This is a genomic window from Pseudomonas sp. SWI7, assembly GCF_006351945.1.
GTDB lineage: Bacteria > Pseudomonadota > Gammaproteobacteria > Pseudomonadales > Pseudomonadaceae > Aquipseudomonas > Aquipseudomonas fulva.
The window spans coordinates 838,239-857,352 of the sequence record NZ_CP040930.1; the positions used below are offsets into that span (position 1 = coordinate 838,239).

17 protein-coding genes and 2 tRNA genes are annotated in these 19,114 nt (G+C 58.2%); 10 read left to right on the forward strand and 9 right to left on the reverse strand.

Annotated features, from left to right (window positions below; translation table 11 throughout):
* Positions 1 to 336: 336 nt before the first annotated feature.
* From FH041_RS03690 to FH041_RS03700, 3 genes are read left to right on the forward strand one after another with little or no spacing between them, the layout of a single operon-like run.
* Positions 337 to 1,368: a TRAP transporter substrate-binding protein gene (locus FH041_RS03690; protein WP_028686529.1), complete on the forward strand. Its 1,032-nt coding sequence runs from the start codon at positions 337 to 339 to the stop codon at positions 1,366 to 1,368.
* Positions 1,368 to 3,248, forward strand: a complete 1,881-nt coding sequence (locus FH041_RS03695; protein ID WP_050437972.1) for a TRAP transporter large permease subunit — start codon at positions 1,368 to 1,370, stop codon at positions 3,246 to 3,248. Before FH041_RS03690 ends, FH041_RS03695 begins: the two co-directional genes overlap by 1 nt.
* 12 nt (positions 3,249 to 3,260) lie before the next feature.
* Complete coding sequence (locus tag FH041_RS03700; RefSeq protein WP_042139069.1) at positions 3,261 to 4,052, forward strand: SDR family NAD(P)-dependent oxidoreductase; 792 nt, start codon at positions 3,261 to 3,263, stop codon at positions 4,050 to 4,052.
* Positions 4,053 to 4,121: 69 nt separating this feature from the next.
* Here FH041_RS03700 and FH041_RS03705 read toward each other — a convergent pair whose 3' ends face one another.
* Positions 4,122 to 5,045 carry a LysR family transcriptional regulator gene (locus FH041_RS03705; protein WP_042139073.1) on the reverse strand — a complete coding sequence of 308 codons (924 nt, stop codon included), beginning with the start codon at positions 5,043 to 5,045 and terminating at the stop codon, positions 4,122 to 4,124.
* 159 nt (positions 5,046 to 5,204) lie between these two features.
* On the opposite strand from FH041_RS03705, the gene FH041_RS03710 reads away from it, so the two are divergent.
* Together FH041_RS03710 and FH041_RS03715 are read left to right on the forward strand one after the other, a co-directional pair.
* Positions 5,205 to 6,236, forward strand: a complete 1,032-nt coding sequence (locus FH041_RS03710; protein WP_081783923.1) for a sigma-54-dependent Fis family transcriptional regulator — start codon at positions 5,205 to 5,207, stop codon at positions 6,234 to 6,236.
* An 87-nt stretch (positions 6,237 to 6,323) separates the two neighbouring features.
* Positions 6,324 to 7,106: an SDR family NAD(P)-dependent oxidoreductase gene (locus FH041_RS03715; protein ID WP_033695162.1), complete on the forward strand. Its 783-nt coding sequence runs from the start codon at positions 6,324 to 6,326 to the stop codon at positions 7,104 to 7,106.
* Between the two features lie 27 nt (positions 7,107 to 7,133).
* Here the strand turns inward: FH041_RS03715 and FH041_RS03720 are convergent, their stop codons facing one another.
* The 8 genes from FH041_RS03720 to FH041_RS03755 form a co-directional block, all read right to left on the reverse strand.
* Positions 7,134 to 8,096: a glutathione S-transferase family protein gene (locus FH041_RS03720; protein ID WP_028686526.1), complete on the reverse strand. Its 963-nt coding sequence runs from the start codon at positions 8,094 to 8,096 to the stop codon at positions 7,134 to 7,136.
* 94 nt (positions 8,097 to 8,190) lie between these two features.
* Positions 8,191 to 9,192: a glycosyl transferase family protein gene (locus tag FH041_RS03725; RefSeq protein ID WP_028686525.1), complete on the reverse strand. Its 1,002-nt coding sequence runs from the start codon at positions 9,190 to 9,192 to the stop codon at positions 8,191 to 8,193.
* Positions 9,189 to 9,524 carry a TusE/DsrC/DsvC family sulfur relay protein gene (locus FH041_RS03730; RefSeq protein WP_023534859.1) on the reverse strand — a complete coding sequence of 112 codons (336 nt, stop codon included), beginning with the start codon at positions 9,522 to 9,524 and terminating at the stop codon, positions 9,189 to 9,191. Before FH041_RS03730 ends, FH041_RS03725 begins: the two co-directional genes overlap by 4 nt.
* Positions 9,521 to 9,817: a sulfurtransferase complex subunit TusB gene (gene tusB / locus FH041_RS03735; protein ID WP_027916166.1), complete on the reverse strand. Its 297-nt coding sequence runs from the start codon at positions 9,815 to 9,817 to the stop codon at positions 9,521 to 9,523. Before tusB ends, FH041_RS03730 begins: the two co-directional genes overlap by 4 nt.
* Positions 9,817 to 10,176: a sulfurtransferase complex subunit TusC gene (gene tusC, locus FH041_RS03740; RefSeq protein ID WP_027916165.1), complete on the reverse strand. Its 360-nt coding sequence runs from the start codon at positions 10,174 to 10,176 to the stop codon at positions 9,817 to 9,819. Before tusC ends, tusB begins: the two co-directional genes overlap by 1 nt.
* The gene (tusD, locus tag FH041_RS03745) at positions 10,177 to 10,569 is read right to left on the reverse strand and encodes a sulfurtransferase complex subunit TusD (protein WP_027916164.1); all 393 of its coding nucleotides are present in this window, start codon (positions 10,567 to 10,569) and stop codon (positions 10,177 to 10,179) included. It abuts the gene before it with no gap.
* A gap of 68 nt (positions 10,570 to 10,637) precedes the next feature.
* Positions 10,638 to 12,017 (reverse strand): nucleobase:cation symporter-2 family protein, encoded by a 1,380-nt coding sequence (locus FH041_RS03750; protein ID WP_028686523.1) that lies wholly within the window; start codon positions 12,015 to 12,017, stop codon positions 10,638 to 10,640.
* A 229-nt stretch (positions 12,018 to 12,246) separates the two neighbouring features.
* A complete protein-coding gene (locus FH041_RS03755; protein WP_023534840.1) occupies positions 12,247 to 12,918 on the reverse strand; it encodes a Bax inhibitor-1/YccA family protein in 672 nt (223 codons plus the stop codon).
* A 127-nt stretch (positions 12,919 to 13,045) separates the two neighbouring features.
* Here FH041_RS03755 and FH041_RS22640 point away from each other — a divergent pair.
* The 5 genes from FH041_RS22640 (at position 13,046) to FH041_RS03775 (ending at position 19,072) form a co-directional block, all read left to right on the forward strand.
* Positions 13,046 to 13,144 (forward strand) — tRNA-Ser (locus FH041_RS22640).
* A gap of 39 nt (positions 13,145 to 13,183) precedes the next feature.
* Positions 13,184 to 13,273 (forward strand) — tRNA-Ser (locus FH041_RS03760).
* Between the two features lie 217 nt (positions 13,274 to 13,490).
* Positions 13,491 to 14,918 (forward strand): site-specific integrase, encoded by a 1,428-nt coding sequence (locus FH041_RS03765; protein WP_140174182.1) that lies wholly within the window; start codon positions 13,491 to 13,493, stop codon positions 14,916 to 14,918.
* Between the two features lie 148 nt (positions 14,919 to 15,066).
* A complete protein-coding gene (locus FH041_RS03770; protein ID WP_140174183.1) occupies positions 15,067 to 18,447 on the forward strand; it encodes a hypothetical protein in 3,381 nt (1,126 codons plus the stop codon).
* Positions 18,416 to 19,072, forward strand: coding sequence for a hypothetical protein (locus tag FH041_RS03775; protein ID WP_140174184.1), 657 nt, complete (start codon positions 18,416 to 18,418; stop codon positions 19,070 to 19,072). Before FH041_RS03770 ends, FH041_RS03775 begins: the two co-directional genes overlap by 32 nt.
* The last annotated feature ends 42 nt before the right edge of the window (positions 19,073 to 19,114 follow it).

Sequence of the window (19,114 nt, forward strand, 5' to 3'; positions counted from 1 at the left end):
GCCTGCGGCAAGCGCTCTGCCACGCGCATTCGTGGCACGTTCGACGGTGGCGACGGGTAGCGAGCACGTGCTACAGGTGTCGCCTTGACTTGGCAAGCGACACCCAAGGGAGACACCTGTTACACACTCAGGCAGTGGCGAGATGCCCACTGGCACAGCAAGACGCGTCAGTGGATTTTATTTAGCATTTTAAAATCAAGCAGTTAAGCGCGTATGGCGGATGCCCACTACGCTACACCGTACATCCGCTTGAGTGTGGCACCTCTATTGCAACGTCATCTGCACCATCGCCGTATCCCACTCGATCAATAAGAACAAATAGGTCAGGAGAGCTTCATGAGCGATTTCACCCGCCGTTCCTTCATCAAGACGGCCTCCCTGGCATCGGCGGCCGTTGCCGCTGCCGGCCTGGGCCTCTACAGCACTGGTGCCCGGGCTGCCGACTTCAAACTCAAGTTTGCCAACAACCTGCCCATCAGCCACCCCATGAACGTGCGCGCCCGGGCCATGGCCAAGGCCATCAAGGAGGAGACCAACGGCGCCTTGGTGGTGCAGGTATTTCCAAGCAGCCAGCTGGGCAGCGACACCGATACTCTTGCCCAGGTGCGCTCCGGGGCGGTCGATCTGTTTTCCCTCTCGCCCGTGATCCTGGGCACCATGGTGCCGTCGGTGCAGATAAGCGCCGTAGGCTTTGCGTTCAAGGATTACCAGCAGGTGTGGAGCGCAATGGACGGTGCCTTGGGTGAGCATGTGCGCGCTGAGATCGCCAAGACCGGCACCCTGTTCGCATTCGACCACATGTGGGACAACGGCTTTCGCGTTACCACCACCAGCACCCGACCGGTCGCGAGCCCGGACGACTTGCGCGGCATGAAGCTGCGTGTTCCGCCCAGCCCGATCATCATGTCGATCTTCCGCGCTCTGGAAGCTGCGCCGACCAGCATCAACTTCGCCGAAGTGTATTCGGCCTTGCAGACCCGGATCGTCGAAGGGCAGGAAAACCCCATGACCCTGGTATCGACGGCCAAACTTTACGAAGTGCAGAAATATTGCTCGCTGACCAACCATGTGTGGGATGGCTTCTGGATGCTCGGCAACAGTGCCTCGATCGGGCGCCTGCCGGCGGATATGCAGGCGATCCTGCGCAAGCACATCGACGCGGCGGTGATAGGCCAACGCCAGGACCTGGCCAAGCTCGAAGGCAGTACCCGCGATACCTTGAAAGGACAAGGCCTGGAACTGGTCGAGGCGCCTGCCGATCCGTTTCGCGACAAGCTGCGCAGTGCCAATTACTACGCCGATTGGCACGACAAGTTCGGCGACCAGGCCTGGAGCATCCTTGAACAATACGCCGGGAAGCTGGCGTGATGCGCGCGCCAGCGCTTCCGGCCTCCACCGTTTCGCAGCGCCTGCCGGCCCGGGTGCTCATCTGCCTCAACCAGTGGGCCATGCGCCTGGTGGGCGTGATCGCGGTTGCCCTGATGGTGATCGAGACCTGCGTGCTGCTGGCCGGCGTGATTGCCCGCTACGTGCTGCATAGCCCATTGATCTGGTCCGACGAACTGGCCTCGTCGTTGTTCATCTGGCTGGCGATGTTCGGCGCCGTACTGGCGCTGGACCGCGGCGAGCACATGCGCATGTCGGCGCTGGTCAACAAGCTGCCGCAGGCCTGGCGCGGTTTCAGCGAAACCTTGTCGGCGCTGATCGTCTGCCTGTTCGTGGCGATGATCATCTCGCCGGCCATGCAGCATTCCCACGAACAGATGTGGATCACCACCCCGGCGCTGGGCATTCCCGATGGCGTGCGTGCTGCGGCGCTGCCCGTTGGAGCGGTGCTGATGCTGCTGGCGGCCGTCGCGCGCATGGCCCGTTATTCGACCGTGCGCCAGTTCATGGCCGGGTTGGCAGTCGTGGCTACGGTAGCCGCCGCTTTGTGGCTGGCGCAGCCGGTACTGGCAGCGATGGGCAACTACAACCTGGTGGTGTTCTTCCTGGTGCTGCTGGGCGCCTGCGTGTTCGGCGGCATCCCCATTGCCTTTGCGTTCGGCACGGCGACCATGGCTTACCTGGCCCTGGCGACCCACGCGCCCCTGTCGATCGTGGTCGGTCGCATGGACGAAGGCATGTCGCACATGGTCCTGCTGGCCGTGCCGCTGTTCGTGTTGCTGGGTGTGGTGCTGCAGTTGTCGGGCATGGCCCGCACGCTCATCGACTTCATGGCCTCGCTGCTGGGGCACGTGCGTGGCGGTCTGCAATACGTGCTGTTGGGGGCGATGTTCCTGGTGTCGGGTATTTCAGGGTCGAAGGTTGCCGACATGGCGGCAGTGGCCCCGGCGCTGTTTCCTGAAATGAAGCGGCGCGGATCCAAGCCTGAAGAGTTGGCAGCGCTGTTGTCGGCCACAGGGGCGATGACCGAGACGATTCCGCCAAGCTTGGTGCTGATCACCATCGGTGCGGTGTGCAGCGTGTCGATCACGGCGCTGTTCATTGGCGGGTTAATGCCTGCGGTGGTGGCCACCCTGGCCATTGCGGTGGTGTGCTGGTGGCGCTCGCGCAAGGACGAAGCGCCGGCGATTGCGCGGGCACCCTTGTCCCGCGTGGCCAAGACGTTCCTGGTTGCCCTGCCGGCTCTGGCGCTGCCGTTGCTGATCCGGGTGGCGGTGCTGGAAGGGGCGGCCACCGCGACCGAAGTCTCGACCATCGGTGTGGCCTACGTGGTGCTGGTGGGGCTGGTGATGCACCTGTTCATGCGCCATATCGAATGGCGCCGGCTGTACCCGATGTTGCTGGAAGCGGCGGCCTTGTCCGGGGCGATCCTGCTGATCATCGGCATGGCCTCGGCGATGGCCTGGGCGCTGACCCAATCGGGCTTCTCGCAGTCGCTGGTAGAACTGATCGAGGACATACCCGGCGGGGTGATGGGGTTCATGGTGGTGACCATCCTCACCTTCCTGATTTTGGGCAGTGTGCTGGAGGGTATCCCGGCCATCGTGCTGTTCGGCCCGCTGATGTTCCCCCTGGCCGAAATGCTCGGCATCCACCCGGTGCACTACGCCATGGTCGTGATCCTGGCCATGGGCATCGGCTTGTTCGCACCGCCTTTGGGTGTGGGTTTCTACGCTGCGTGCGCCATCAGCAAGACGTCATCCGATCATGTCATTCGCCGCGTCTGGGGGTACCTCGGGGCGTTGCTGGTGGCGCTGGTGATCGTTGCCTGTTTCCCGTGGATTTCCATCGGTTTCCTTTAAGAGAGCGCTGACATGAGCCAATTTGCGAAAAAGACTTTGCCTGCAACTGCCGTGGGCCGCGTGGCGCTGGTCACCGGTGCGGCCATGGGGATCGGCGCGGCCATCGCTGAACGCCTGGGGCATGATGGCCACACGGTGGTGGTGGCCGACATCGACCTGCAGGCTGCCGAGCTCAGGGTGGAGGGGTTGCGCGAGCAGGGCATCGATGCCTTGGCACTGGTGATCGACATCGGTGATGCAGCGTCGATCACGGCCTTGTTCGATGAGCTGCGCGCGCGCTGCGGGCGCTGTGATGTATTGGTCAACAATGCCGGTATCGCTCGCACCCAGTCATTTCTGGACACGGACCTGGAAGGCTGGCAGCGGCTGATGAACGTCAACCTGACCGGCACACTGCTGTGCAGCCAGCACGCTGCGCAGGTGATGCGCGAACACGGGTGGGGACGCATCATCAACGTTGCCTCCATCAGCGGCATGCGGGCGAGCATGGGGCGCACCGCGTATGGCACGTCGAAGGCAGCGGTGATCGGCCTGACCCGGCAGATGGCCATCGAACTGGCCGAGCATGGCATTACGGTAAACGGCATTGCCCCGGGCCCGGTGGACACGCCCTTGACGCAGACACTGCATTCTGCGGCGACACGCGAATCCTATGCCCGTGCGGTGCCTTTGCGCCGTTATGGCACACCGGCGGAGATGGCGGGGGCGGTGGCGTTTCTTGCGTCCGATGATGCGTCCTACATCAGTGGGCATGTGATCCCGGTGGACGGGGGGTTCATGGCGTCCGGGATTCTGGAGATTTGAGCGGGGGCTGCCGAGCAGCCCCAGGATTTCGGCCTCACATGACAATTCGCCGGCTTCCAGATCAGTTCCTCACTGCTCTGCGCCGCGTTGCGCCTCATCCTCTCGAGTCGCCTGTTCCCCGGCTTGCAGGGCCGTCTCGACGAAGGTGGCAATGCAGGGGTTGTGGTTGTCGGCCTTCCACACGGCCACCACTTCGATGACCGGTGCTTCGCGCAGGGGCCTGAAGCTGGTGCTGGCCAGGCGCATGTTGCGCATCGACCGGGGGACCATAGCCACCCCCAGGCCTTCGCCCACCAGGTTGACGATGGTCTGCTGCATGTTGATCTCAAGGCCGATGTTCGGGGTGACCCCATGCTGGAGGCAGTAGTTGCAGATCATGTCATGCAGGGCAGGAGCAATACGCCGTGGCACGATGATGAAGGTTTCACCGGCAAGCTCACGTGGCTCCACAACGGTTTGCTCGGCCAGGCGGTGGCCGGGCGGCAGTACCAGGGTCATTTCCTCGCGGTATAACGTGACGGTTTCCAGGCCCGTGCAGTCCTGAGGCCGGTACATGATCGCTACATCCTTGTTGCCGCTGGTGATGTCCTGGGCCAGGTCCAATGGCAGCGTCTCGGTCAATTTCAAGTTCACCTGGGGAAACAGCGCGGCATAACGGCGGGTGATCGCCGGTGTGATGCTGTAGGCGGTGGACATCATGAACCCCACGGAAAGCGCCCCCGCCGCACCGCGCGCGGCGGCCAGGGCATTGCGCTTGGCTTGCTCGAAGGCGGCGAACACCGTGCCGGTGTCGAGGTAGAAACGCTGGCCGGCCTCCGTCAGCTCGACCCTGCGCCGTGAACGGTCGAACAGCTTGACCCCCAGCTCTTCTTCCAACAGCGCGATCTGCCGCGACAACGGTGGCTGTGAAATATGCAAGCGCTCGGCCGCGCGGCCGAAGTGAAGGGTTTCGGCCAGCGTGCGGAAATACTGCAGATGCCTCAGCTCGATCATGATGCTCTCGAAGGTATCAGTCGATGCATGATTATGTATTGGAAAATATAACTGCGCCTCCCTAATGTGAACCGTGCAACGTCATTCGGCCCAGGCGGTGTCACAAGCCCGCCCGTCGACATAGTCAAAAGCTATAGAACAAGAAAAAAGGTGACGCTAATGACCGCTTGTAACCCTGCCGTGCGTGCGCCCCAACCCGTCGTGGAGGCGTGCAACATCGCTCAAGACAGTGACCCTGGAGTGCGCCAGGCCTTCAACCGGGCCTTGCGGCTGATGGAGCGTGGCATCGCCGTACTGATCCGCGGAGAGACCGGTACCGGCAAGGAAATCCTCGCCCGCGCTCTGCATGCACACAGTCAGCGCCGCGCGGCGCCATGGGTGGCGCTCAATTGCGCATCCATTCCCGAAACCCTCATCGAAAGCGAGCTGTTCGGCTACAGCCGCGGGGCGTTTTCGGGTGCTCTGCCGGGCGGCAAGAAAGGCAAGGTTCAGCAAGCCGATGGCGGCGTGCTGTTTCTCGATGAAATCGGCGACATGCCCCTGGAACAACAAACGCGCCTGCTACGGGTGATTGCCGAACGTGAGGTGACGCCCCTGGGTGCCGAGCGCAGCATCCCGGTCAACTTCGCACTGGTCTGCGCGACGCACCAGGACCTCTCGGCGCGTGTTGCCGAGGGCAGTTTCCGCGAGGACCTGTTCTATCGCATCGCCACAGGCGTAGTGCAGTTACCGCCGCTGCGCGAGCGTCAGGACCGTGGTGAGCTGCTGTGCAACATGGTGGCCCATGAGCTTCCAGGCTGTGACCCTCGCCAGGTACTGGCGCAGGTGTGGAGTTTGCTGATGGCCCATACCTGGCCTGGGAATCTGCGCCAGATGCGGGCGGTCGTGCGCTACGCCTGCGCAGTGATGGAAGGCCCGCGTATGCTGCGCAGCGACCTGCCGCTGGACGTTCTCGAGCAGTGCCAGGCCCCGGCTGCGTTGCCTGCCAACATCACGCCCATCCGCCGGGCGGCCCCGTCAGGCGATGAGCGCAGTGACGTGTTGCACGCTTTGCAGAGCTGCCACTGGAACATGTCGGCGGCGGCCCGCGCTCTGGGGATTTGCCGGCCCTCGTTGTACCGGGTGATGCGCCGGCTGGACATTCCCCCGCTCAAGGAGCAATTAGCGCTCGGCGCCTGCGGCACCGCCTGATGCCCTGACCCTCCAACACCTTTGACGACCGCCTGCTGCCAATGAGCAGGCGCGCCTGGCTGCGGCCACTTTCGATGGATGACGATCATGAGCACTCCCGTTGTGCATGCTGCACTCAATTTCACCCTGACCGGCCGCACGGCCCTGGTAACGGGCGCTGCCCGTGGCATTGGTCATGCGATCGCCATGGCACTGGGCCAGGCCGGTGCACGAGTAGGGGTGTGCGATTTGGATGCCGAGGCGGCCGAGGCGGCTGCGGCTCGGTTGCGAGAAGTCGGGATCGAGGCTGTTGGGGTGGGAGCGGATGTTGCCGATGAGGCCCAGGTGCAGGCTATGGTGGGCCAGGTGCAAGCTATGTTGGGAGGGGTCGACATCCTGGTGAACAACGCAGGGATCGTTTCGACCGGCCCCTTGCTGGAGGTCACCACTGCGGAATGGAACCGGGTAATGGCCATTGACCTGAACAGCGTGTTTTTCTGCGCCAAGGCCGTGCTGCCGGGCATGATGGCGCGCCAGAGTGGGCGCATCATCAATATCGCGTCGGTGGCAGGCAAGCGTGGGGGGGGCTTGCTGGGCAATAGCTGCTACGCGGCAGCCAAGGGCGCGGTGATCGCGTTGACCAAAGGGCTGGCGCGAGAAGCCGGCCCCTATGCCATCACCGTCAATGCCGTGTCGCCGGCGCTGACCGACACCGAGATGACCAGCGCGCTAGCGCCTCAGGCCAGGGCCGAAGTGCTCGCACAGATGCCGCTTGGCCGCGCCGGCACGCCGCGCGACATCGCCGCCGCCGTATGCTTCCTGGCCTCGCGGGAGGCCGGGTTCGTGACCGGCGAGATCATGGACGTCGATGGCGGGTTCATGCGCGACTGATGCCATCTGGCCAGGGCACAGGCTGATTCAGCTCCCACCCCATATACCCTTCCCGGGCAAGCGAGCGCGATCGTGGGGCAGGCTGAAGTCCAACAGCGGCCCCTTTGGCACGATCCCGTTGGGGTTGATGGTGGTGTGGCTGAGGTAGTAGTGGTTCTGGATGTGCTGCATGTTTACCGTGTCGGCTACCCCTGGCCATTGGTACAACTCCCGCAGCCAGTGGGTCAGGTTGGGGTAGTCGCTCAGACGGCGCAGGTTGCACTTGAAATGGCCGTGGTAAACGGCATCGAAGCGTACCGCCGTGGTGAACAGGCGTACGTCGGCCTCGGTGAGGTACTCGCCTGCCAGGTAGCGATGTCGGCTGAGCACGTCTTCGAGGTGATCCCATTCGCTGAACACCTCGTCGAAGGCCGCTTCGTAGGCCTGCTGTGTCGTCGCGAAGCCGGCGCGGTAAACGCCGTTGTTGATCGCCGGGTAAATGCGTTCGTTCAAGGCGTCGATGTCCGCTCGCAACGGCTGCGGGTAGAAGTCGAGCAGGTTGCCGGTCAGCGAATTGAAGTCATGGTTGAACATCCGCACGATCTGCGCCGACTCGTTATTGACGATGCGGTTTTCGTGCTTGTCCCACAGCACCGGCACCGTCACGCGGCCAGTGTAATGGGGATCGTCCTGGGTGTAGCGCTGGTGCAGGTACTTGAGCCCATCGAGGTGATCGCCGGATGAGCCGTTCTGGCGGTCGAAGGTCCAGCCGTCACCTTGCATCAGCCAGCTGACCACCGAGACGTCGATCAGCGGCTCAAGGCCTTTGAGCGCGCGCATGATCAGGGTGCGATGCGCCCAGGGGCAGGCCAGCGAAACGTACAGGTGGTAACGACCTGGCTCGGCGGCAGGCAGCGGGTTGCGCCGCTGCGAGTCTTCACGCTTGAACGCGCCGTCCTTGCCGTTTTCATACCACTGGTCATGCCAGCGACCGTCGACCAACAGGCCCATGATGAGCTCCTTAACAAAAGCGATTTGTCGTTGGAGCTCAGTCTAGAGAAAGACGTTCGAACCAATAGCGCAAAGAGTGGGGCGGTATGATCGGTTAAATCGATCGATCGCGATCAGCCCACCACCCTTGCGCGTGGGCAAACGCCTGCTCGCGGTCTTGCCCCAACCCACGAAGCGCCAGCGCCATTGTGGCCAGCACCGCTTTTTGGGCATAGCTGTCTTCAACTTCACCACGCCAGAAGGCCAGCATGTGCTCGGGCTCAAGCGATGCCGGCTTGACGTGCCGACGCTCGCTCAGCGCGGGCCATTCTTCGCCCCAGGCCTTACCGTCAGTGGTGCCGTAGAGATGGCTGATGACATCCGGGTTGATCTCGATTTCGCCACCGTCACCTTTGATCACTACCGCGTGATCGCCCAATAACCGACTGGCCTCGCGGTGTACGGCCTGGTAACCCGGGTGGAAGATGCTCTGCAGGCCACAGCGTGCGCCGAGCGGGTTCAGCACCCGTGCGAGGGAATGGATCGGCGAGCGCAGGCCCAGGGTGTTACGCAGGTCGATCATGCGCTGAAGTTGAGGCGCCCAGTCCTGCAGTGGGAAAAAGGCCAGGTGGTGATGGTCCAGGGCTTCACTGACAGCCTGCCAATCGCGGCACAGGGGAATGTGCAACAGCGCGAGCAGTTGCTCGCTGTACAGGCGGCCTGCGGTGTGCGCGCCGCCACCGTGCATCAGGATACGCACCCCATTGCTGGCCAGACACTTGGCTGCCAACAGGTACCACGGCAAATGGCGCTTCTTGCCGGCATAGCTCGGCCAGTCGATGTCCACTGCAATGGCAGGCGCTTGCAGGTGCGCGCGCAGCGCTTCGGTGAAGCCGGCGAGCTCTTCTGCGCTTTCTTCCTTGTGCCTTAGCAGCATGAGGAAGGCGCCCAGCTGCGCGTCTTCGACTTTACCTTCCAGCAGCAAACCCATGGCGGCGCGGGCTTCTTCGCGTGTCAGGCCGCGCGCGCCACGCTTGCCTTTGCCAAGGATGCGTACGTACTCGGCGAAGGGGTGTTCAGCGGGGGTTTCCAGGGTCAGTGGGCGAGGGCTGGTCATATGCAATTGGTCGGCTTGGGCAGGCCCGCCAGCTTGGCGGCAAGTTTGGCGGGAGTGCCATTGAACAGGCGATTCAGATGGGCGCTGTTGCCCTTTTCCGGGCCCAGCTTGAGCGCTGCGTATTTGATCAGCGGGCGCGTGGCGGGCGAGAGCTGGTACTCCTGGTAGAACGTGCGCAGCAATGACAGGATTTCCCAATGGTCAGGCGTCAGGGCGATGCCTTCGCGGGTGGCCAAGCCTTGCGCGGTGGCCGGTGACCAGTCCTCAAGGTTGACCAGAAAGCCGTCCTTGTCCAGGGCAATGGCCTTGCCTTCGATATCGAGCGTGTTCATAACCAGCTGTTGACCTTGTCATGGTGCAGGGACAGCGCAACGAAGCCTGGGTAGTCGACCGTCGTTGCCAGCGAGGAAGAAATGGCCCTGGCTTGCATGTCTTCTTCCAGGGCATAGAGGCGACCGACCAACTCGGCCTGCTCCAGCAGACGCAAAGGCTCGCTGCCCGAGAGCAGGGCGTAGACCGCATCGCCACACAGCAGTACGGCGTCTTCGCTGCCCAGCAAGCGCAGGCAGCTGTGAAGGCGTTCGTCACCAAACGGGGAGTGGGCTATTACATGCAGGGTTGTCATCAGAGCGTCACCACTTGGTCGAACTGTGCGATCAATGCCGCAAGCTGCGCATCGTCGAGTACCTCTACCGGCAGGCCAAGGCTTGCGTGGGCCATGCCGCGCCGTGCCAGGCTGTGGCCACAGGCGTATAGCGCGTCCACGCCGAACATGGGCAATGCCTGCAGGTTCGCCGCCAGGTTTTTTTGCTCAAGGGCGGTGGGGTGCTGGTCGCAGGCAAGCTGGAACACGCCATCGTCCAGAAACAACATGCCCAGCGGCAGATCGAAGGCGCCGCCGGCCAAGACGATATCCAGCGCTTCGCGAGCAGACAGCCCGCTCCAGGGCGCCTGGCGACTGATGATCAACATGGACTTGGCCATTCAATCGCCTCCAAAGCAGATCAGCCGGTCGGCCGTTTGCGCGGCTTCATGCAGCTGACCGAGCCCGGACAGTTCATAGGGTTGCTGCAGGTTCACGGCAGGGCGCTGATAGCGGCTGGCTTCGCGTTCGTCCAATACGCCACGGCGCAGGGCAGCGGCGATGCACACCACCGCATCCAGCTGGTTGGCCTGTAGGAACGTGCGCCATTGCTGCGCGATGTCCTGTTCGTCCTGAGGGGCTACCACATTGGATGAAGCACTGTGCACACCGTCCTGGTAGAAGAACAAGCGGGTGATGCCGTGCCCGGCAGCCAACGCTGCCTCGGCAAAGCGCAGCGCCCGGCGGGAAGCGGGCGCCTGTGCGGGGGAAAACACCGCGATAGCGAATTTCATGGCGAACTCGTGCTATGGAATCGCGCCATGATAAACAAAAAGGCCTGGCTGCTGCAGGCCTGTGGTCGTCAGGCCTTCTCCTTGCCCTCAGGCAAGAACCAGTTCAGGACCAAAGCACAGATGCCTCCGGTGGCAACCCCCGACTCCATCACATTGCGAATCGCCGCTGGCATATGGGCGAGGAACTCGGGTACCTGTGCCACGCCCAGGCCCAAGGCCAGCGATACGGCGATGATTAACAGGGCGCGGCGATCGAGGCGGGTGCTGGCCAGGATATTGATACCCGAAGCTGCCACGGCACCGAACATGACCATGGCCGCACCGCCCAGCACAGGCTCCGGAACCGCCTGGATCACCCCGGCAACGCTGGGGAACAAGCCGAGCAGTATCAACATCGCCGCAATCCATACACCGATGTGACGGCTGGCGATACCCGTCAGCTGAATGACGCCGTTGTTCTGGGCGAAGATCGAGCTTGGGAACGTGTTGAACACGCCAGCCAGCAGTGAGTTGGCGCCGTTGACCAGCACACCGCCTTTGATCCGTTGCATCCACACGGGACCTTCCACGGGCTGGCGCGAGACCTTGCTGGTGGCCGTCACATCACCGATGGCCTCCAGAGAGGTCACCAGGTAGATCACCAGCATCGGGATGAACAGCGCCCAGGAAAAACCGAGGCCAAAGTGCATGGGTGTCGGCACCTGGAACAGCGCGGCCTCGTGCATGCCGGTAAAGTCCAGGCGGCCTAGGTAGCCGGCCAGGGCATAGCCCGCCGCCAGTGCGATGACGATGGCGCAACTGCGCAGCCAGACCACAGGTATGCGGTTGAGGATGACGATGATTGCCAACACCACGCCTGACAGCAGCAGGTTCTCGCCGTTGGCAAAGGTCCCGTTGGCCATGGCGCCAAAACCACCGCCCATGCTGATCAGGCCGACCTTGATCAGGGTCAGGCCGATCATCAGCACAACAATACCGGTCACCAGCGGGGTGATCAGCCGTTTGACGAAAGGCAAGATGCGCGAGACGCCCATCTCGACGAAAGAGCCTGCAATCACCACGCCGAAAATGGCGGCCATGACGCCTTCTACAGGCGTGCCTTGCTTGACCATCAAGGCCCCGCCGGCAATCAGCGGGCCGACGAAGTTGAAGCTGGTGCCTTGCACGATCAGTAGGCCGGCGCCGAAGGGGCCGAAGCGTTTGCACTGGATGAAGGTGGCGATGCCGGAGATGACCAAGGACATGGACACGATCAGGTTGGTATCACGGGCAGAGACGCCCAACGCCTGGCAGATCAGCAGGCCAGGGGTGACGATGGGCACAATGATCGCCAGCAGGTGTTGCAGCGCTGCCAGCAAGCCGATGAGCAGCCGCGGCTTGTCTTCCAGACCCAGTACTAGTTCGTTGTCAGGCGCTGTCGCACCTGGGCTGTGTTCCTGTGAGCTCATTGCGCAGCGCTGCCCGTCTATAAAAAAGGAGCGCATTCTACGGGCAGAATGGGGAATGCGGTAGGGGAATGCCGGTTAGCCGCCTGTTCGACGATCATCGCCTTCGTTACCTGACTTTTAAGTCAATAAGTCTGAGCGCAGCCACCGCTTTGCGACTGTGCATGTTCGGTAGAAACGGCAGGGACAAAAAAAGCCCGCGTAGGCGGGCTTCTTCACACACGTCGTTGTATCAGTCGTCACGACCCATGATGCCGAACAGCTGCAGCAGGCTGATGAACAGGTTGTAGATCGAAACGTACAAGCTGATGGTCGCCATGATGTAGTTGCGTTCACCACCGTGGATGATGGCGCTGGTCTGGAACAGGATGCACACCGACGAGAACAGCACGAAGCCGGCGCTGATGGCCAGTTGCAGGCCGCTGATCTGGAAGAAGAAGCTGGCCACGACCGCACCCAGCAGGACGAAGAAGCCTGCGGTGATGAAGCCGCTGAGGAAGCTCATGTCCTTGCGGGTGATCAGCACATAGGCCGACAGGCCACCGAACACCAGCGCCGTCATGGCGAAGGCCGAACTGACGACTTCAGCGCCGCCGCTCATGCCCAGGTAGCGGTTGAGGATAGGGCCGAGAATGAAGCCCATGAAACCGGTGAGGGCGAAGGTGGAGACCAGGCCCCATACCGAGTCGCGCAGCTTGGCGGTGAGGAAGAACAGGCCATAGAAGCCGATCAGCACGACGAACACGTTCGGGTACGCGAACCGCATCTGCTGTGAGATGAAGGCCATCAGACCGCTGAAAGCGAGGGTCAGTGCCAGCAGGCTGTACGTGTTGCGCAGGACCTTGCTGATCTCCTGCTGCTCGACCTGCTGGCCGTGGTGTACGGCATAATCCTGTTCGCGCATGGCGACACTCCTTGGTGAACCTGAGATATGAAACGTCGAAGATGGTAGGAGTCTACCAGAGCTCCTGCAACCCGCGACACAGAGAGTTTGACAGCGTGTTTCATTCCGGTATTATGGCGGCCGCAAAGCAGCTGGAAGCGTGGCCGAGTGGTTTAAGGCAACGGTCTTGAAAACCGTCGATGGGCAACTATCCTAGAGTTCTTATCTAAAGCCCCTTCTAGTTGCATCTTATAGCGCCGTTGTCCAGTGGCGCTACGAACACCCCGGGAAATTGGCAGAGTGGTTGAATGCACCGGTCTTGAAAACCGGCGAACGTGAGAGCGTTCCCAGGGTTCGAATCCCTGGTTTCCCGCCAAACATCAATGAATTAAGGGCCTAGAGCAATCTAGGCCCTTTTTTTCGTCTCGATTTTCTTAACCCCGACCTCGCTAAGCCCACAAGAAAACTAAAGCGTGCAACGTTTTTGTTGCGTGTTGTTGCGTCTTGTTGCAGTATCGCCATCCGTTGCAACTGGTAGTTGCATCTTAGGGGTTTGCCCATTCCAGCAAACCTACATCCAAGACGGGGGCTTAATGGCTGCAGTGGTAGATGTGTCGATCAGCATCATGGAGACGTTTCGCGCCGGAAGGCCAACGTACCGCATGCTTTCTGCTGACGTGGTGACCAGCGAGTTCTTTGACACCTGGATCTTCGAGCTCTCGAAGCGTCAGGCCTGGAACACCGTGAAATCCTATGGCCCAGCAGTGCTGCTGTTCATCCAATACATCCAGGTGGTCGCCGATCGGAATGGGGGCCTCACGCCTTTGCTTCTGACTGAAGCGATCGAGGGGTACGAGAATTTCCTGGCTTATGGCACGGGCAGTACTGTCAAGCTGAGCCGATCCGTCGCGAGGATTTTGGGTAACCGGAAAATGGGGGGTAGCTCGATCCGGAAGCACCTTACTGCCGTCAACAACTTCATCGACGCGAGTGAGACTTTCAGAAAGGCAATCTTTCAGCTCCAGGAGACCGGCTACGTAGGCAAAGATCTCATTTCAGCGCTGCCGGCAATCACCTCCCAGTACGTAGCTGCGCCCAGGAAGATCAGCGTTGCAATCGGCAACAGTAGCTGGTTGGCAGGATGCATAGCGGGTGGGGCAAAACGGATACGACAGGTGGGGCTGGTCGCCACCTCCAAGCCGTCAACCATGGCACATACTGATAGCTATGGTGGCGATGAAAAAGTCTTTCCGATTGACCTATGTGTGAAGCTTATTGAGAGCGCGACGTGCCTCAGGGACAAGACGCTATGGTCACTGCTAGCGGCCTGCGGTTGCCGTATCTCAGAAGCGCTGACTATGTTTACGTCTGATGTATGTATCTATCCTGGGAAGCCAGCTGACAGCTACGTTCAGATCATCGATCCGAACAGTCGAATCAAAGAGCTGTCCCGCTTCATGACCGATGTGGCTATCAGCAAGCTGAGCCACAAAGGGCGTTTGCACCCCGAAACCTTCCTGATAGAGCCGTTCGCTTCTCATTTTTGGGTGAATCTAGATCTTTACATCGCCGAACAGCGTGCTCTGGAAATGAAGCGCCACAGGCCTGTATCGCATCGCTTTCTGTTTAGAAATCTTCTCAACGGAGAGGGCATGCCATCCTCCTATCAAGCCGTGTGGGAGCGCTTCAACGCAGCCGCTAAAGCGTTGACGGGTGAGAGCTATGGATTTCATTCTCTTCGCCATATGTATGCATACTACTTGCACAACCACTGCCCAAATCCTTTCAAACCTGGTGCGTTTGGCTTCGAGCTTGGCGTTGTCCAGAAATTACTTGGGCACTCCTCTGCTACTGCAGTCGAGCGGTATGCGCGCAAAGATAGCCACATGCTTCGAGCGTCCATGGCTGCGATGAACCTTATGAGAATGCGAGATAGTACCTTCAATGTAGCTAAGGTACAGATTGAGCACTTGAGGCAGCAAATTGCTCATCTTGAAAAATTTGTAAGCAGCGAGACTTGATCTACCTTTGGTGCTATTTGGCCCCTGTAAATAACGTCTAGTCAAAAAACGCGCGGAATATCCGGGTGCACGTAATTATAAAGTGCGGCCTGCGGGCTTCTCTTGTCCAAAATTCGCTATTTCGTTCTGCTTAAAGAGTAAACATGGTATGAAGATTTTATACAAAAACTCGATGATGTGGTTGATTCCTGGGTCGGAGATCGCATCTGCGATTCAAGGCGCTTGCAAAGAGGTCAGAGCTTTCTATCAGGAACACTCTTCAGGGGTAACTCCCGATGCAACCTATCAGGTTGATAGCTATTTTCAGGGGGCGTTTATTAACTTCTCGTTGTGGGAGAAATCTCACTATCGCGCGCTGGTGAATTGCTGCACTGATGATCCCGATGCGAAATTCGCGGATGTTCATCCCCAGCTGACTTCGTGCACTCCACGGCAAGAACAGGCCCTCGCAAATTTCTTCAAGCTAGTCTTTATTCTCATGTGGTCGAGGAGGCAGGTCATCCTGCCTCTTTCGATGAGGGCCGTAAGCCACCTGGATAGCGTCCTCGAAAAAGTGATCGCATTGGGTGGCGCGCCTGCGCTCCAACAGATACGAAAGAATATGAATCATGACAAGTTATACGCCAGCAAGCACGATCGTCATTTTGACAAGAGCGCTTATACACGTTGGACTAAGCTGTTGCTAAGTGGTCAGGTTTACTCTTCAGATGATTTGACTCGGGAGTACTGTGTTGCGGTTTATAAAGATAGTATTGGGCGAAAAAAGCCTCTTGGTCAATACCGTGTGTTGCAGTTCCTGTATTTTTTGGCCGGGGATAACGTTGCAGCTCGGGAAATGGTAGAAGAGGTTGTCACGGAAGTCAGGAGGGAAATCGACGACGTCAATAAAATTGCTCGGGAAAACAGGAAGAAGCCTGCAAAAAAGGCCGCTGCAGACATCGCGTTTGACGAGGGCGTCGAGTATGGGAATGGCATTAAGCCCGTAGATCTTGATGCTCTTTTCACTCGTTGCGTCAAGTCGTACATGCTTAAACCTGTATTTGATATGCAAGAGGGTGGTGCGAAGTTTTATGCTAGGTTGCCTGAGAAGGTCAGGGTCTTCTGTGCTGGAGTGGACGCCACCTTCCGATCATTTGTAAAATCGAAGCGGTTGCAAAGCGAAAAAACTCAGATTTTTCTGCTGAATTTGCAGTTGGCATACTTGTCGACCTATCTGCCTAATTTCTTCCTGGCTCGCGATGGAGATCTGCGAAATTACCCGGCGTCTTTCAATGATTACGATTGCGTGTTGTATTTTACTCGTGAGGCTAACTTTGTAGATGGGGTTCTTGTGTATGAGAAAGAACCTCCCATGACATTTCTGAAGTTTCTTGAGTGCTACGCTAAGTTTAACGATTGGGGGAATGAGTCGTGGTATTCGCGCGTCCTTTGTGCAGACGAGTTTTGTGATTGGGTGCAAGAGCACCGGTTCACCATCCCAAATGCTGATCGCTTTACCAATAATTTCTCGTCAGCCTGCTATCCACCGTTGAGGCGGCGGAACGGTACAGTCAAACGGCCAATTCCCCGAGCGTACTTTGGTGCCTTTGTGAGTATGCTTTATTCCATGGAATATTTGGTTATGCACCTGAATATGATGGCTGACGGTCAAATGCCAGGGGTCATTCAGGGGTCGCTGTATCAACCTAGCCTGGCCGAACTACAAGAATCTTCTGAATGGGAGTCGATGTGGGGTAGGGGGGCGGCTCGGGTCACGGTTATTGATCAGAGTAAATTAAACTATTGTCCTATTTTCTACTGCGATGGAAAAATCCATAAGTTTGAATTTCTTCCCCGCTTCTATCGTACGATCGATTATGAAATTGGGGGCGAAGTTGTGCCAAGGATCGTGCCTAATCACGTTCGCCTGACGCAACTTATGTGTGAGACAGGCCTTCGTCAGAAGCATCTCATCTGGCTTGATAAGGATCGATACGATTGCATGCTGGATCGCAGCAGTGGTAGCCAGCTGTCGCCGCTGTTTGTTAGTAGTGATAAGTCGCATGGCGAGTGGACTGCGATTGTTGCTCGTCCGGTGATGGCCATCCTTGACAGGCAGAGGAAATGGTACGGACAGTGCAGTGCGCAAAACTATAGAGAGCCTTTATGGTATGGAAATAAGGAGAGCTCTAAATTTGGCAAATTCAAGCCATTGTTCAGAATGCCGCTGGAAGGGCAAAATAGTTGGGCTAGCTATCGATATTATCCTGTGATGCTGTCGATTTTGCAGTGCTTTATTCATAATCAACTCAAAGATCTGAAAGTCCCTGACCTGGTCTTCGTAAGAAGGAGAAATGGTGGGGGTGAGATCCCTATTGTTTACACCGACGAATTTTTTGCGGGGATCACTGTTGACTCTATGGTCAGTGATTATACGCCTCACGGGCTGCGCGCTGGCTTCGTCTCGGAAGCAGTCAGGTTCCTCCCTGCATGGGTTGTCGGTCAATATATGACAGGTCAGTCCGAGCCGCATGTGTGGTATTACTCTGTATTTGAAGAAGATGACCTTCCGAGTCACCAGAAACTACTAGCGAATTATTTGCTGAAAAATACTGAGAAACTCAATGATGCAGAGGCTCCGGAGCTGGCTGCTGCGGTCATCAAGCTCAATGCACGATTAGCTGCTGACATCAAAACTGATCCCGCTCAAGCTATTAAAACGCATGGGCTGATGAGCTTGATTGGAGTGAAGGAAGATCAAAGCGGAATTGAGATTCTAAGGGCTCGTAAGGATACGGTATTTGCCTTCAACCCAACTCACATCTGTCCATTCAACAATCGGTGCCCCAAAGAGATTCTGGAGCTGCTGGGGGCTGGCAGGCCCTGTGATATGTGTCATTACGCCATTCGCGGAGTTTGTCACCTACCGACGATCAGTGCCGAAAAGGACAAATGCAAGGAGTTAATGGTAGAGGTGCTTCGCAAGCTGCAACATTATCGGAATCTGAAGCGCACCGCAGCTGATCGGCAGGTGATCGAGACGCTGAGTGAGGATCACGATAGATATGCTCGTGAGGTCTTTGCGTACGAGGCTATCGAGCAGCAGCTGTACCAAATGGCACTCAATGGGCAGGCGGATAAGCTGTTCGTGCCCAGGAAGGATGATCTGTTGATCCACTTCAAGCGGGTGGAGCTCACCGAGGGGGAGCATTTGGTCAAGCGTCTCATCGACGTCCAGAATTTTCCGGACGCATCTAGCGCCGATCTGGACACTAAATTCGCCTATCTTCGAGCAATGTTGCAAATGAAGCAGGGGGATCTAGATAGCGTCCTCAATATCAGTGAGCATCCACCAGGCGTGGCGTTAGCTTCGCAAATTGGCAGTATGGTAAATTCACAGGCACTAGACGTTATGGACGTCTTCAAGATCAGTCAGGCGGCAGCCAAACCGCCAGTGCCCGTGAAACCCGATTTGCTGATAACCAAGAGGATCGGGCACGGCCAAGTGGAGAAACACGATGCTGAACCCGAAAAAGGACACGTTCGATGAGTATAGGGAAAATCATAGACAACAGCGTATAGAGTTCATTAGGAAGGCACTGATTGTTCTTTCTAATGCTAAGTATAATAATGTTACCAGGTTAGCCAAGGATGTGGCTAAGCTGGTAACGGAGTTTGAGTTGAAAGCGTTCTTCGCTCAGATGGGTTCAGAGCGTGAGGAGCTTTGTAAGCCTGTGAGCCACGTTACGCTGCTCAGGAATACAAGTTACCGTAAGCTACTTGAAGACTTTTTGGGGATGGAGGCCTCCGTGGAGGCAATTTCAGGTAGTGTCATAACCGATATAGAAGCTTTAAGAATACGCAATGCGAGCCTTGAGTCGCAGAATTTATTGCTTAAAGAAAAGATTAGAAGCATTGATTTAGTAGCTTTGCCAGCGCAGGGAAAGATAGACCAAGCTGTGGTGGATGAGTATGAGATTTTAAGGCATGCGTTGGTTACATTCTTAAAGATGATTGATGGCATGGTAGAGCAAGCGGCAGATATATATAAAACAGTTCTAGAAGGGGAGGAATCCGAAAACTTCCCAGAGCCAGGGTTTTATGGGCCGTGGGCTAAGATATCGACATTGGATGAGCTTAGAGAGCTAGATAGAATTAGGAAACGATTGGGTTAAAGAGCATTCAAGTTTTTCCCTTTTTAACTTTGCTCGGAATTT

Excerpts from the sequence above, each read along its gene's own strand:
- tusD (WP_027916164.1), bottom strand. The coding sequence starts at position 10,569 with ATGAAATTCGCTATCGCGGTGTTTTCCCCCGCACAGGCGCCCGCTTCC.
- FH041_RS03770 (WP_140174183.1), top strand. The coding sequence starts at position 15,067 with ATGAAGATTTTATACAAAAACTCGATGATGTGGTTGATTCCTGGGTCG.
- FH041_RS03710 (WP_081783923.1), top strand. The coding sequence starts at position 5,205 with ATGACCGCTTGTAACCCTGCCGTGCGTGCGCCCCAACCCGTCGTGGAG.
- FH041_RS03695 (WP_050437972.1), top strand. The coding sequence starts at position 1,368 with ATGCGCGCGCCAGCGCTTCCGGCCTCCACCGTTTCGCAGCGCCTGCCG.
- FH041_RS03705 (WP_042139073.1), bottom strand. The coding sequence starts at position 5,045 with ATGATCGAGCTGAGGCATCTGCAGTATTTCCGCACGCTGGCCGAAACC.
- FH041_RS03750 (WP_028686523.1), bottom strand. The coding sequence starts at position 12,017 with ATGAGCTCACAGGAACACAGCCCAGGTGCGACAGCGCCTGACAACGAA.
- FH041_RS03690 (WP_028686529.1), top strand. The coding sequence starts at position 337 with ATGAGCGATTTCACCCGCCGTTCCTTCATCAAGACGGCCTCCCTGGCA.
- FH041_RS03700 (WP_042139069.1), top strand. The coding sequence starts at position 3,261 with ATGAGCCAATTTGCGAAAAAGACTTTGCCTGCAACTGCCGTGGGCCGC.
- tusC (WP_027916165.1), bottom strand. The coding sequence starts at position 10,176 with ATGGCCAAGTCCATGTTGATCATCAGTCGCCAGGCGCCCTGGAGCGGG.
- FH041_RS03730 (WP_023534859.1), bottom strand. The coding sequence starts at position 9,524 with ATGAACACGCTCGATATCGAAGGCAAGGCCATTGCCCTGGACAAGGAC.
- FH041_RS03765 (WP_140174182.1), top strand. The coding sequence starts at position 13,491 with ATGGCTGCAGTGGTAGATGTGTCGATCAGCATCATGGAGACGTTTCGC.
- FH041_RS03715 (WP_033695162.1), top strand. The coding sequence starts at position 6,324 with ATGAGCACTCCCGTTGTGCATGCTGCACTCAATTTCACCCTGACCGGC.
- FH041_RS03755 (WP_023534840.1), bottom strand. The coding sequence starts at position 12,918 with ATGCGCGAACAGGATTATGCCGTACACCACGGCCAGCAGGTCGAGCAG.
- tusB (WP_027916166.1), bottom strand. The coding sequence starts at position 9,817 with ATGACAACCCTGCATGTAATAGCCCACTCCCCGTTTGGTGACGAACGC.
- FH041_RS03720 (WP_028686526.1), bottom strand. The coding sequence starts at position 8,096 with ATGGGCCTGTTGGTCGACGGTCGCTGGCATGACCAGTGGTATGAAAAC.
- FH041_RS03725 (WP_028686525.1), bottom strand. The coding sequence starts at position 9,192 with ATGACCAGCCCTCGCCCACTGACCCTGGAAACCCCCGCTGAACACCCC.
- FH041_RS03775 (WP_140174184.1), top strand. The coding sequence starts at position 18,416 with ATGCTGAACCCGAAAAAGGACACGTTCGATGAGTATAGGGAAAATCAT.